The organism is Caulobacter sp. GSs2, assembly GCF_058680895.1.
The window spans coordinates 2,900,628-2,914,610 of record NZ_CM178725.1 but is presented as its reverse complement, the minus strand read 5'-3'; the positions used below and the strand labels follow the sequence as shown (position 1 = coordinate 2,914,610).

Below are 13,983 nucleotides of genomic sequence, written 5' to 3'. Positions count from 1 at the left end.
TTATCGGCCAGTCATCGGTATCGCCGATGGCCTATTGAGGATTGGGCGCGCCCGGCAGGTCGTGGCGCAGGCGCAGGCCCAGCGCCCATCGGCGCTGGAAGCCGGGCCAGTAGCTCGCCGTGGCCCCGTCGTCGGGACCGGCGAAGCGATCGGCTGCTGAAGCGCCCGGCGCCAGAGGCCAGACTCCGTCGGAGGCCCGCGGGGTCGGCACGTTCAGAAGGGCTCCGTGGGCCTTGTCGTTCTTGAGCTGGGCGTCGAGGAAGGCCGTGATGAAGTGGCGGTTGATCGCCAGAATGCGGTCGCGCCGCCAGACCGGCTCTTCGTGACGTTCGAGGGCCTGGAACTTGCCCGCCTTGGCTTCGGTGGCGCCGTCCAGCGCGACATTGTGGCGAGCGTTTTCGTAAACCAGCAGACGGCGATCCGCTCCGGTCAGGCCAGAATACAGCCAGGCGACGCCCTGATCGTAGCCGCTGACATCGTCCTGGTCGCCGACGATAAACAGGGACGGCGTGGTCACACCGGTCAGGCCCCCGGCGCTCCAGGCGCGCAGCGGTGGCGACCCGCCCCACGGCGCGAAGGCGACCATGGCCTTTACGCCCTTGGGCACGCCTGATGCGAAGCCCGGGTCCTGGGTCGTGAAGGGCTTGAGCAGGTCGAAGGGAACCAGCTTGTAAAGCGCCCCCTCGGCGTCCAGCCCCGCGCCCATCGTCGTCAGCGCACCAAAGCCGCCCATCGAATAGCCGATCAGGGCGACCTGTTCAGGGTCGTAGACGTCCTTGAGCGGACCGTTGTCAGCTTGCCGCGCCAGCTCTGCGATGACGAAGCGCTGGTCGGCGACCCGGGTGATCAGGACGGACGCGAACGACAGCTGTGGCATCGGCAGCGTCGAGGGCTCGAGATCACGGTGCTCGATGGAGGCGACAACATAGCCCTTGGACGCGAGATTTTCGGCCAGGTCGCTGAAGCTGGTCGCCCAGTTACGATAGCCGTGGGACAGGATGACAAGCGGGAAGTGCTGGCCGCGCACCGGCTTGGCGTCGGCCTGTACCGTGCCGGTCTTGTAGAAGACAGCCGGCGCGGCGGGCGTGGCGCCAGGTTGAGTGTAGCGCACCACGGGAGCGCCGGCAGCGGGCTTGGTCGCCGGATACCAGACCGTGACGGGCAGAACCCGATCGGACCGTGCGATGACGCCCTTGGCCAGGTCGCTGCCCAGCAGGTCGGGCTGGTCGGCATGGGTCAGGGTCAAGGTCTGCACACCGACGGGATAGGCCCCAGGGAGAGACAGCTGCGGGCCATCGGCGAGCGCCTGGCGCGCCTGAACCGCGCCGGGCGCGATCAGGAACAGGCCAACGGCGAGCATGCAAAGGCGGTTCATGCCGGATCCTTCCAGACCGCAAGGTCACGCGGGGCGATGGTTTGGGCGCCGAGGATGAACCGGGCGTTCGGCGGGGCGGGGGCGGCGATCGGCTGGTCTCCATAGTTGAAGGCGAATGTCAGGTCTCCGCGACGACGCAGGCGGACATCGCGAGGCAGGCGCTGGACCACGACACCGGCCTCGACGCACAGGCTCTCGAGAAAGTCGGTCAGGAAGCGCCGATCACTGACGCTGCCGACATAGATCGCCTTGCCCGCGCGGACGATGGCAGGGCCGCCGTCGTCGTGACGCGCCAGCACCTCGGCCTCGCCGGTCAGTTCGAGTTCCTCGCGCCAGATGGTGCTGGGATAGCGCCCGTCGTTCCAGACCAGCTCGGCGGGGCAGTCGGGCCGCAGGGTCTCGACCGACAGCACCCGGATCGGCAGCAGATCGCGCAGCGGGCCGGGCGGCAGGCCGTCGGGGATGGTTAGGTCGTCGGTCTTGGCGCCCGAGCGGGGCCCGAACATCACGATCGCCGAACTGGCTTTCAGGCGCGCGATCGTCTCGGCGGTCGGCATCGCCAGGGACGGGATAACCACCAGGGCATAGGCCGAGACGTCGCCGTCCGGCGCCACGAAATCGACGTCCACGCCCAAGGCCCGAAGGGCGCGATAGTGATCCAGCAGGATCTGGGTGTAGTCGTAGCTGAGCGCTTGACGCTCGATCTCTCCCAGCCACTGAGCTTGAACGTCGACCATCAGCGCCACCTTGGCGGTCGCGGTGGCATGCTGGCCGAGATCCAGGATCGCAAGGTCGCGCCCAACCGCCTCGACTTCCGGCCAGGCCGCAGCCTGGCTGCTGTCGGGGCGCAGCAGGCCCGCGTGCATCTGCTCCTGGGCGAAGGGGGCCTGCCGCCAGCGGAAATAGCTGACCACTCCGGCGCCGTGGGCGAAGGCCTCCAACGTCCACAGGCGCACCATGCCCGGCGCGGGGCGGGGATTGTGGTTGGCCCAGTTCACCGGCCCGGGCTGCTGCTCCATGATCCAGAAGGCGCCGGGGGCCAGCCCCCGGGTCTGGTCGAAGAAGAAGGTGCCGAAATCCGGATGGCCGGTCCGCATGTAGGGCGCGAAGGTCTCGGCCGACTCCTGCGCCATCAGCAGGTCGGTGCGGCCCAGCGGGTAATTGTCGTAGCTGGCAAAGTCGAGATCGGCGGCGACGGCGTGGTTGTCGACGCCGGTCTCGTTCATCGGGATGAAGTTGTGGGTGACGAAACGGCCGGGAGAATGGGCGCGAAGGATCTTCACCTGGGCGTCGTGGAAACGCACCACCTGATCCGACGAGAAGCGGCGATAGGCCAGGCGATGGGCCGGGCTGGTCTCGGTGACGGCCCCGACCGGCAGTTCGATTTCGTCGAAGCTGCGATACTCCATCGACCAGAAGACATTGCCCCATGCCGTGTTCAGCGCATCGACGTCGGCATAGTGATCGGCGCACCAGGCCTGGAACGCCGCCTTGGCGGCCGGGGAGGCGCTCAGGGTCGTGTCATGACAGCTCAGTTCGTTGTCAGTCTGCCAGCCCGCGACGCCGGGGTGTTGGCCATAGCGCTCGGCCAGGGCCAGAACGATCCGTTCGCACTCGCGCAGATAGGTCTCGCTCGAAAAGTCGTAGTGGCGGCGCGATCCGAAGCCCCGCACGCGGCCGGTCACGGGATCGACGGGCAGGATGTCGGGGTGCCGGTCGATCAGCCACTTGGGCGGCGTGGCGGTCGGGGTGCCGATGACGACCTTGAGCCCGGCCTCCGTCAGGATCGCAACGATCTCGTCGAACCAGGCAAAGTCGTAGACGCCGGGCTCCGGCTCAAAGCGCGACCAGGCGAACTCGCCGATCCGGACATAGGTCAGGCCCAGCGCCTTCATCTTGCGCGCATCTTCGCGCCAAAGGCTGGTCGGCCATTGTTCCGGATAGTAGCAAACGCCCAGCATGTCTCACTCCCGACGCGTCGCTTTTCGCGACATCGATCGTCACCACGGCCTAGGCGTCACGAGGGACGCCAAAACCTATCCGCACTTTGTAACGACCGGTTTCACAGACGTCTTTCTCTTGCATCTCATTTATCCTACAAAATGAAAGCGTCAACTCAGACCTTTCCCAAGACGCGCCTTCGTTTCACGTTTTCCAGGGTTTGCCGATGTCCAGCTCCCCGCCCTTCGTTCGACTCGATGGCAAGACGACAACCCTGATCGTCGATTGCCGAGGTGATGCGCCGATCGTCCTGCACTGGGGCGCGAGGCTTGCGGCCGGTCTGGATCCGATGTCGCTGGTGCTGATGGCTTCGCGCGCTGCGGCGCCCTGTTCGCCGGCCGTCGCCGCGCCCCTGGCCCTGACGCCCCTGCTGGGGCAGGGGTTTCCGGGCGCGCCGGGTCTGCTGGCGCATCGCGAAGGCCAGGCCTGGGCCACCTTCACCCGCCTTGATCGCATCGACTGGATCAACCCGTCCGCGGTCGAGATCGTGTCGCGCGACGACCACAACGCCATCGTCCTGACGCACCGCCTGGAACTGCGTCCCGACCAGGACGTGCTGGTTGCATCGACCCGGATCGTCAACGAGGGTGACGCCGCCCTGACGATCGACGCCTGCGCCGCGCCGACCCTGCCCCTGCCGCCGTCGGCAAGCCATCTGATCAATCTGGATGGCCGGTGGTCGGGCGAGTTCCAAATGCGCCGCACCCCACTGGGGCAAGGGTCCACGGTGCGCGAGAACCGCCGCGGCCGCAGCTCCCATGATGCCTTCCCCGGCCTGATCGTCGAATGCGCCCCCTGCGGCGAAGCCGTGGGCGAGGTCTATGGCTTCCACCTTGGCGCCAGCGGCAATCATCGCATCGTCGCCGAGACCCTGTCGGACGCCCGCGCCTATGTGCAGATGGGCGAGCTGTTCATGCCGGGCGAGATCCGCCTGGGCCCCGGAGCCGACTATGTCAGCCCCGCGCTCTATGCCGCCTATTCCGACGCCGGGCTCAGTGGCATGTCGCAGGCCTATCACGCCTGGGTGCGCGCCCGGCCCCAGCATCAGCGCCTGCGGGCCAAGCCGCGCCCGGTGCACTACAATACTTGGGAGGCCGTCTATTTCGACCATGACCAGGAGCGGCTGCTCCAGCTGGTCGAGTCGGCCGCCGCGATCGGCGCCGAGCGCTTCGTGCTGGACGACGGATGGTTCAAGGGCCGCCGCGACGACACCGCCGGCCTGGGCGACTGGTTCGTCGACGAGAGCGTCTATCCGCAGGGCCTCAAGCCCCTGGTCGACCGCGTCTTGGCCGCCGGCATGGAGTTTGGCCTGTGGGTCGAACCGGAAATGGTCAATCCCGACAGCGATCTCTATCGCGCCCATCCCGAATGGGTTCTGGGCTGTGCGCCCGCGCCGCAGCTGTCGTTCCGCAACCAGCTGGTGCTGGATTTCGGACGACCCGAGGTGCGCGACTATCTCTACGGGCGGATCGATGCGCTGCTGACCGAGCACCCGATCGCCTATCTGAAATGGGACATGAACCGCGACGTAAGCCATCCCGGCGGGGCCGACGGCAGCGCCGGGGCGCATGCCCACGTCGCGGGCCTCTACGCCGTGCTCGACCGTCTGCGCGCCGCCCATCCGAAGGTCGAGATCGAAAGCTGCGCCTCGGGCGGTGGGCGCGCCGACTTCGGGATCCTGGAGCGCACCGACCGGATCTGGACCTCCGACAGCAATGACGCGCTGGACCGCCTGTCGATCCAGAAGGGGGCGTCGCTGTTCATTCCCGCCGAACTGATGGGCGCACATGTCGGGCCGACCGACTGCCACATCACCGGTCGCCGCGTGTCGATGGCGACGCGGGTCTCGACCGCGTTGTTCGGTCATTTCGGCATCGAGGCGAACCTGCTGGCGCTGACGCCTGGCGAGCGCACCGAGTTGGCCCAGGGCGTGGCGCTCTACAAGCAGCTGAGAGGCCTGATCCATTCCGGCGACCTTCACCGGCTCGACCGGCCCGCCAACGAGACTGCGTTCGGCATCGTTGCCCAGGACGGCTCAGAAGCGGTGTTCGCCTACACGCTGATCCGAGAACAGGACGCCTATTTCGCCGGACGGCTGCGCCTGGCGAGCCTGGACGCCGAGGCGCGCTACGCGGTCAAGCTGGTGTGGCCATCCGCGCCGCCCGCGAGCTCGGCCCTGACCCAGGCGCTTGTCGAAGGCGTGGAGCTTGATGGTCGCACCTTGATGGCCGTTGGCCTGCAACTCCCCCGCCTGCATCCCCAGACCGGCTTCATTCTGCATCTGTCGCGGCGCGACTGATCCTGACGAAAAAAGGGGCGGGCCCGCGAAGGCCCGCCCCAGCGCAGGGTAGGTGAGGAACGCGCGCCGACAAGCACGCGCTAGAGGGCGGCCGGGAGCGGCGAGCCGCTCCCGGCCGGTCTGCTAGAACTGGGCGCGGAGGCCGACCGCGTAGCGCGGTCCGGTGTCCACCAGGCTCAGGAACTGGTTGTCGTACTTGCCGACCGTCTCGGTCTTGGCGTCGTTGAGGTTGGTCCCCTCCACGAACACCGAGAAGTTCGACGACACCGCATAGCGAGCCTGGAAATCAACTTGGCCCTGGCCCTTGGTGAAGATCGGATCGCCGCCGGTGCCGTTGGCCGCCGTGCTGACGAAGCCGTCACGGTGGTTGTAGGCGACCCGGACCTCGATCGGACCCTTGGCATAGAAGCCGACCAGGTTCTGGCTGTCGCCCAGACCTTCAAGCGCGAAGGTCCGCGCCGTGGCGGCAAGATTGGCCTTGCTGTCCACGAAGGTGGCATTGGCCGTGACGCCCAGGCCGTCGAACGGGGCGGGCAGATAGTCGAAGGTGTGCTGGAAGCCCACCTCGATACCATAGACGTCGGCGCTCTGGGCGTTGCGTGGGCGCTGGACATTGAACGTCGCCAGGCCGCCGGGGAAATTGCCCGCTGCATTGGCTACGGTGAAGGTCTCGGGCGCCACCGAGGTCAGGATAAAGTCGTCGATCTGCTTGTAGAAGGCGCCGACCGTCAGATAGCCGGTGTCCTGATAGTACCATTCGACCGAGGTGTCGAAATTGGTCGACTTGAAGGGCTTCAGTTCCGGATTGCCTCCGCTGGCCGCCAGGTTGCCCGGGCGCAGGCTGGTGAAGGTGATCCGGGGGGCCACATCGGTCAGATTGGCGCGCGAGACGGTCTGGGTGGCGGCAAAGCGGCCTACCAGGTCCGGAGTGATGTCGACCTTGACGTTCAGGCTGGGCAGGAAGTTGTCATAGACCGTGCTCCTGGACACCGACGCCGAAGTGGCGGCGAAGGCGGCCGTATAGGCGGTGCTGTCGCCGACGATCGGCAACAGGTCCAGCAGGGTCTGCTGGGTCCCGTTGGAGACCAGTTCGGTACGGACATAGCGCATGCCGACCGTCGCGCTCCAGGGCAGGCCGCCGATGGTGGCCTCGAAGTCGCCCTGCACATAGCCGCCGCTGATCTTCTCGCTGACCGAGTAGGACGAGGGCTGACGAACAGCGGCATAGCCGTTCTTGGAGCGGACAAACGCTGCGGTGGCGCCGGCCGGGCGACCGGCGGCGACATCCTGGGCGTTGCCAGCGGCGGCCGTTTCCAGGAACCGGAAATAGTCCTCGGAATTGAAGGCCAACCACTGGCGCGGGAAGGCGCCCGACTCGCCGCTCAGGAAAGAGCCCGGATCGAAGGCCTTCAGCATGCCGGCGGGGACGGGAATGCCATAGCCGCAATAGGCGCAACCGACGTCGTTGTCGGAGCGGACCAGGGCGTTTTCCTTGGTGCGGTCGGTATAGATGCCGCCGAAGCGCAGCTTGGTGAAGACCTCATAGTCGGTGCTGAACACCGCATCCAGGCGGGTCTCATAGACCGTCTCGGCGGTATCAACGCCCTCGCGGGTGGTAAAGTGGGCGCGTCCGACCGACGGATCGGTGAAGCCGCGAGCGGCGGTAACGCCAGGCAGGCCCGTGCCGGTATTGTTGAAGTTCACGGCGTTGTTGAAGCCGATCACCGCGAAGATCTCATTGCCGCCGTTGTTCGACTCCGCCTTGGAATAGGCGGTGTCCAGCTTGATGTTGATCTTGTCGGTCGGGTTCCAGTCGGCATTGGCGCCGAAGGCACGCAGTTCGGTCGGCCGGTTGAAGGTGCGGTTGATGTAGTCGGTATGACCGTTGGCGTTCTGCGAGAAGGCCGTGACGGTACGATTGCCGTCGATCGTCACGCCGCTGACATCGCCCGGCGAGAAGAAGTGGCCGACACTGTTTGCATTCGAGTCTACGGTGAACTTGTTGTACAGCGCGTCGACCGACAGGGTCAGCTCTTCGCTGGCCCGAAACTGCACGGTACCGGTCACGCCCAGGCGCTCGCGATCCTGCAGGTCGGAGATCTGGTCGTAGTTCTGGGGAAACAGCACGTTGGTCAGGGCGCTGGCCCCTGCACCCACCGTGGTCCGATAATAGCCGTTAGTGGCGGCCGTATCGACGCGCGCCTTGCGCTGTTGATAGGACACCGAGGCCAGAACGCCGATTCGGTCATCGGCCAGGCGCGTCGAGAACAGGCCGAACACGTCCGGCGAGGCCTCTTCCGACAGGTCCTCATAATTCGCCTTGGCGCTGAGGATCGCCTTGCTGCCACGGATGTCGAACGGGCGGGCGGTCTTGACGTTGATGGTCGAGCCGATGCCGCCTTCCTGCAGGGTGGCGTTGTTGGACTTGTAGACATCAGCGCCGGAGATCAGCTCGGCGGCCAGAAGGTCGAAGCTGAACTGGCGGCCGGCATTTTCGGTGGCCAGGGTACGACCATTGACCAGCACGTTGTTGAAAGACGGACCAAAGCCGCGGACCGTGACGAACCGGCCCTCGCCGCCGCTGCGGTCGATGGAGACGCCCGTGATCCGCTGGAGGGATTCGGCGACGTTGCTGTCCGGGAACTTGCCCAGATCTTCGGAGGCGATGGAGTCGACGATCACGGCGGCCTTGCGCTTGACGTCAATGGCGCGCGTCAGGCTGGCGCGCAGACCCGTCACGACGATTTCATCGACAACATCAGCATTGGGTGCTGACTGCGCGGCCGCAGCCCCGCCCAAAGCGACAAAGCCCAGAGCGCTCGCACTGGCGCCAATCATCAGTTTAAAGCCAAGCGCGCGAACGCGGGCTCCAGGTCCCGTACGGATCATACTTCCCTCCCAAATGGGCAATTGATCGCTTCATTTCCGAACGAGCGATCTCACTAGATGCCGGCTGCACCGGTCATTAAGATGATAAATCACAGGAATAGGGAATGGTCAAACGCCGAACCTTTTCCAGGCCTCGCTTTTTGCTTTCAGCCAGACGGTCAGGACGCAGCATCAAGGCCGGGGGACCTGAGCCGCCAGCGCCGGTTAAGCGCACTGATCTGCTACAGGTGGAAGGCCAGGCACGGCGGGCTTTGAAGAGGCTGGCCGCCCGCAGGGTCGGCTCTTTTGGATCACCGAAGAGCGCTCCGGCGACGGTCGGCGGCTATGCCCGGACGGCTTTGGATGCGAACGCCGCGCGTATCTCAACGGCCGGCGCTCAAGGCCTGCGGCTGCCGCCTTGGATCGGGGTGAGCCAATGGGCCTGCCACCACGCCCCCCTTCCCGGCGGCTCATGGAGACGCGGACAGTCATCGCCCACCCCACGGCCTTGGCCCCTGAGCGTCGATGGCTTCGAGCTGGCACAGGGCGCCGCCCTGAAAGCGGGCCGACGCCGGACAGAACCGCGTGGATGACGTCGTAAAGCGGCTGGCGAAACAGGCGGCGCCAAAGGCCGCCGCGAGCAGCTCGGAAATGTGAGCGGCAACCGTCCCTGGAAACCGGCGCGAAATTCTCAACCCCGCCCGAAGGCAGATCCGAAAAGTCGTAACGATCTCAATGGGAAGAAAATGGCGCGCCCGGAACGATTCGAACGTCCGACCCTCAGATTCGTAGTCTGATGCTCTATCCAGCTGAGCTACGGGCGCGCATTGCCTTTCGGCGAGGCGGGGGAAATAGCCCGTCCCATTGCGGGGCGCAAGCGGCGTTTGGTCCTTATCGTGAAAAGTTTTCGCCCGGCGTCGCCGCGCCGATGGGCGCCCTGCGCGCGGCCAGCGTCCGGAATGGGTTTTCACGGGGTCGAAGCGCCGCCGGGACGTGACAGGCGCGATGCTTTGTTGTCCATGGACACCTTGCCGGCAGCGGCTCCGCCGCCGCCGTTCTTCCTCACGGAACCTGTCCGCATGCGTCGCTTCGTTCTCGTCTCCCTGCTCGCCCTTTCCGCCTGCGCCCAGATGCCCGGCGGATCGATGCCATCTGCGGCCCAGGCGTCCGTCGCCTCGACCTCGCCGGCCGCCACCCCGCCGCGCGGCTTCGTCGCCGCCGCCAATCCGCTGGCGACCGAGGCGGGCCTGCGGGTGCTGCGCGACGGCGGCAGCGCGGTCGACGCGGCCGTGGCGATCCAGGCGGTTCTGAGCCTGGTCGAGCCGCAGAGCTCGGGCATCGGCGGCGGCGCCTTCCTGAACTACTACGACGCCAAAACGGGCAAGGTGACGGCCTATGACGGCCGCGAAAAGGCCCCCAGCGGCGCCGGCCCCGACATGTTCATGGGCCCCGACGGCAAGCCCCTGCCCTTCGTGACCGCCCTGCTGTCGGGCCGCTCGACCGGCGTGCCCGGCGCGGTGGCCATGCTGGCCCAGGCCCAGAAGGAACACGGGACCGCCAAGTGGAGCACCCTGTTCAAGGACGCCGAGACCCTGGCCACCGACGGCTTCGCCGTAAGCCCGCGCATGGCCGGCATGGTCAACAGCCCGCGCGTGCCGCAGAACACCATGCCGGACGTGAAGGCCTATTTCACCAAGCCCGACGGTCAGCGCTACCAGGCCGGCGACACCCTCAAGAACCCGGCCTATGCGGCCACCCTGCGGCGCCTGGCGGCCGAGGGCCCCAGCGCCCTCTATGAAGGCCCCATCGCCCAGGCCATCGTCGACAAGCTGCACGAGGGCGCCCTGCCCGGCGGCATGACCCTGTCGGACATCAAGACCTACCGCCCGCGCTCGGCGCCCGCCCTGTGCCGGCCGTGGAAGGTCTATACGGTCTGCGTCCCCAACCCCTCGTCGAGCGGCCTTGCGGTGCTGCAGGCCCTGATGATGCTGGAGCATACCGATATCGGCAAGCTGGGCCCCAAGGACCCGGCCGCCTGGGCCCTGCTGGCGCAGGCCGAGCGGGTCATGTACGCCGACCGCGACCGCTATGTGGGCGATCCGTCCTTCGTGAAGGTGCCCGTCGAGGGCCTGCTGGACCCGGCCTATGTCGCCCAGCGCGCCAAGCTGATCAGTGACGTGGCGGGCGCCGCGCCGAAATTTGGCCAGCCCAAGGGCGCGCCGGTCGTCGGCGCCGACGCCACCCAGGAGCCGGCCGGCACCACCCATTTCGTGGTCATGGACCCGGCCGGCAATGTGGTGTCGATGACCACCACGGTCGAGAGCATTTTCGGCTCGGGCCGGATGGTCGGCGGCTTCTTCCTCAACAACCAGCTGACCGATTTCTCGTTCTCGCCGGTCGAGAAGGACGGCGCGCCGGCGGCCAACGCCGTGGCGGCGGGCAAGCGCCCGCGCTCGTCGATGGCGCCGCTGATCGTGCTGGACGACAAGGGCAAGTTCCTGGCCGCCGTGGGCTCGCCGGGCGGCAACGCCATCCTGTCCTATAATCTCAAGGCCATGGTGGGACTGTTCTACTGGGGCCTGTCGATGCAGGAGGCCATCGCCCTGCCCAATATCGTCGCGCGCGGCGAAAACTTCTCGGGCGAGGCCGAGCTGTTCGGCCCCGAGATGGTGGCGGCGCTCAATGCACGGGGCGTGACGGTCAAGACGGGCCAGAACGAGACCTCGGGTTTGCATGGCGTGATCGTGCGGCCCGGTGGTGTGCTGGAGGGCGGCGCCGATCCGCGTCGCGAGGGCGTGGCCCGGGGGCTGTAAGGGCGACCGACACGGCTCCGCCGCTTCACGCGGAGGGCCGCTGAAGGTGTGGGAAGGGTCGCGGAGCGTCCGGGCCTCGCCCGGATGAGGGGTTTGTAGAAGTACCGTTTCGACGAAGACGAACGCTCCGCGCAGCCGTTATCCGGTGAGCCCTCGGGGCGCGGGGTTTTAACCCGCTTCCGACGTTAGGCCCCCGACGGGTGGAGGGGATAGCGACCCCGTCCAGACCGCATGGGCGATTTCAGCCCATGCCTGTTGCGCGCCTCGAACCTTCGCCGCCTGGGTTTTCGTCCCGATGTTTCAGGGAACCCGTCCAGATCTGTCGCCAAGGCGGTCACTGAAGACCCCCGAAGAGCGCTGCCCGCTCGACCACCCCTGACAGCCGCAACGGTCGCCGTACGTGCGCCCTTCCCGTGCTGTCAGGTGAGATCAATTATGCAGGCGGTTTCGGCGCGTCTGATTGGCGCGATCAACTATTTTACAAGTGGTTTATTTCGTTGAACTCGGCTTCGGAAACTACGGGGATACAGCGGCGCCAATCCCCATACCTCCCGTCATTCCCGCCCTTGTGGCGGGAACCCCTGTTTCAGCTGACACGTGAAGCGCCAGCGAAGTGCGCGCGCACTTCGCCCCTCCCGCACCTGCGGCGGAGCGAGGGGTTCCCGCCACAAGGGCGGGAATGACGGTGATTTATTGGACTGGCGCCCCGCCCCCCTTCGCGCCGAAGGGAGCCATCCTTAAATCTCACGGCGAGACGATCGCTGGTCTGGAAAGGTTTCAGCCTCCAAGAGCTGTAAGACTTGGTGCGACGCGAGGCGTCGGCTTTCGGGCGGGAAGCTGGGGCGTGCTTTCGCACACGTTGCGGACCTTCAGTTTTCCCGGAAAGACGGCCGACACCGGACGCCCCCTCCGTCACGATGCGTATTCGCATCGCGCCACCTCCCCCGTTCCACGGGGCAGGAGGTTGAAGCTGTTCTTCTCCTGCCCCGTAGCGAAGCGTACGGGGGAGGTGGCGCGGCGCCGATAGGCGACGTGACGGAGGGGGCGCTGCTGAGCCTAACTTACGCAATCCACCCATAGCGGACCTTCAGCCTGTCCGCCCCCAGCGCCCCAGCGGAAAAACCTAACCCTCCGCCCCATCGCCCGGCGCCGGGGCCACCACAGCCGCCTCCGCCAGCGGCTCCGGAACCCCCGCTAGGCTGAGATCGAACACCGAGCCCCCAGGCCCCGTCTCGACCAGCACAAGGTCGCCCCCGTGGCCCTGGGCCAGCTCGCGGGCGATGGCCAGGCCAAGGCCGGTGCCGCCGCGCCGCACCGAGCCGACGAAGGGCTGGAACAGGTTGGCCTGCGCGCGTTGCGGCACGCCGGGGCCGTCGTCGGAGAGGCGCAGGATGGACAGGCCCTCGCCGCGATGCAGCTCGACGAACACCCGGCCCTTGCGGCCGCGATCGGGCGCGCCCTCGATGGCTTCGCGGGCGTTGCGCAGCAGGTTGGTCAGGATGCGATGCAGTTGGTCGGGATCGGCCAGAACCTGCTCGCGCGGGTCGATGACGGTTTCCAGGGCGACGCCGCCGGGCGCCAGGCCGGAGTCCTCGGCGGCGCTGTCGAGGGCGGCGCGCAGGGGCGTGGGCCGCGCCACCGGCGCGGGCTCCTTGGACTTGCCATAGGTCATCACGTCGGTGGCCAGGGTGATGGCGCGGTCCAAGGCCCGTTCCAGACGCGGCAGGGCCTGGGCCACCTTGGGGTCGCCCAGGGCGGCCAGGCGGTCCGACGCCATCTGGGCGCTGGTCAGCATGTTGCGCAGGTCGTGATTGATCTTGGCCACCGCCTCGCCCAAGGCCGCCAGCCGGGCCTTGGACGCCAGCGCTGTCAGCAGGTCGGTCTGCATGCGGTCCAGTTCCAGCTCGGCGCGGCCGATCTCGTCGCGGCGCTTGGAGACCAGGATGCGGGCTTCCGGGTCATTGGGATCGGCGCGGAACTGCTCCATGGCGCGGGTGATCCGCTGCATGGGGCGCACCAGGAAGGTGTTGAGGAACAGATAGACGAAGAAGCCGGCCAGACCGGCGACGAACACCGTGATCGCCGCCAGACGCCAGAAATAGGCGACCAGCTGGGCCTTCAGCGGGGCGTCGGGCAGCACCACCTCGACAAATTCGGCCTTGCGGAACCGGGGCTCGGCCATCACCCGCACCATGCTGCCGGGCGGGCTGGTCAGGGTGAAGAACGGCGCGGCCAGCCAGGAGCCGGGGTTCTGACTGCGCAGGTCGACCAGATAGGGGGTCTGCATCGGAACCTTGGGCGGCAGCACCAGCCGCCGGGCGCCGTCGACCTGCACGGCCACCGTCACGGCGCCGGCCTGGTCGAACAGCTGGCCGGCGACCGAATCGCTGACCCGCAGCTCGGGATCGTTCTCGGCGATGGTCGAGGCCAGTTCGCCGGCCCGCACGCGGTCCAGCAGCCACTGCTCTTCATAGGCCGCCAGGGTGGGCGGCAGGATCATCAGGCCGGCCAGGGTGACGACGAAGGCGGTGAACAGCAGCAGGCGCGCCGACAGGCCGCGCGGCCACGGAAAGCGTCGCGCGGCGGGCGGGGTCGGGTTATCCGGCGGCGAGACCGTCTCGGTCATG

Annotated in this window: 6 protein-coding genes, 1 tRNA gene and 1 pseudogene; 2 read left to right on the top strand and 6 right to left on the bottom strand. The window is 67.2% G+C overall.

Annotated features, from left to right (window positions below; genetic code table 11):
• Positions 1-31 precede the first annotated feature (31 nt).
• Together ACW17Z_RS14225 and ACW17Z_RS14220 are read right to left on the bottom strand one after the other, a co-directional pair.
• Positions 32-1,375 (bottom strand): alpha/beta hydrolase family protein, encoded by a 1,344-nt coding sequence (locus ACW17Z_RS14225; RefSeq protein ID WP_492056476.1) that lies wholly within the window; start codon positions 1,373-1,375, stop codon positions 32-34.
• Positions 1,372-3,336, bottom strand: coding sequence for a beta-galactosidase (locus ACW17Z_RS14220; protein WP_492056475.1), 1,965 nt, complete (start codon positions 3,334-3,336; stop codon positions 1,372-1,374). Before ACW17Z_RS14220 ends, ACW17Z_RS14225 begins: the two co-directional genes overlap by 4 nt.
• Before the next feature lie 206 nt (positions 3,337-3,542).
• On the opposite strand from ACW17Z_RS14220, the gene ACW17Z_RS14215 reads away from it, so the two are divergent.
• Entirely contained in the window at positions 3,543-5,675 is a 2,133-nt protein-coding gene (locus ACW17Z_RS14215; RefSeq protein WP_492056474.1) for an alpha-galactosidase, read from the top strand.
• 123 nt (positions 5,676-5,798) lie between these two features.
• Here the strand turns inward: ACW17Z_RS14215 and ACW17Z_RS14210 are convergent, their stop codons facing one another.
• The gene (locus tag ACW17Z_RS14210) at positions 5,799-8,513 is read right to left on the bottom strand and encodes a TonB-dependent receptor (protein WP_492056473.1); all 2,715 of its coding nucleotides are present in this window, start codon (positions 8,511-8,513) and stop codon (positions 5,799-5,801) included.
• 777 nt (positions 8,514-9,290) lie between these two features.
• A tRNA-Arg gene (locus ACW17Z_RS14205) sits at positions 9,291-9,367 on the bottom strand.
• A 255-nt stretch (positions 9,368-9,622) separates the two neighbouring features.
• Between ACW17Z_RS14205 and ggt the strand changes: the two genes are divergently transcribed.
• Positions 9,623-11,356: a gamma-glutamyltransferase gene (gene ggt / locus ACW17Z_RS14200; RefSeq protein WP_492056472.1), complete on the top strand. Its 1,734-nt coding sequence runs from the start codon at positions 9,623-9,625 to the stop codon at positions 11,354-11,356.
• 546 nt (positions 11,357-11,902) lie between these two features.
• On the opposite strand, the pseudogene ACW17Z_RS14195 reads toward ggt, so the two are convergent.
• Together ACW17Z_RS14195 and ACW17Z_RS14190 are read right to left on the bottom strand one after the other, a co-directional pair.
• Positions 11,903-12,042 (bottom strand): annotated as a pseudogene (locus tag ACW17Z_RS14195) (hypothetical protein); the annotation flags it as partial.
• Between the two features lie 437 nt (positions 12,043-12,479).
• Positions 12,480-13,982, bottom strand: a complete 1,503-nt coding sequence (locus ACW17Z_RS14190) for a sensor histidine kinase (protein ID WP_492056471.1) — start codon at positions 13,980-13,982, stop codon at positions 12,480-12,482.
• Position 13,983 lies beyond the last annotated feature (1 nt).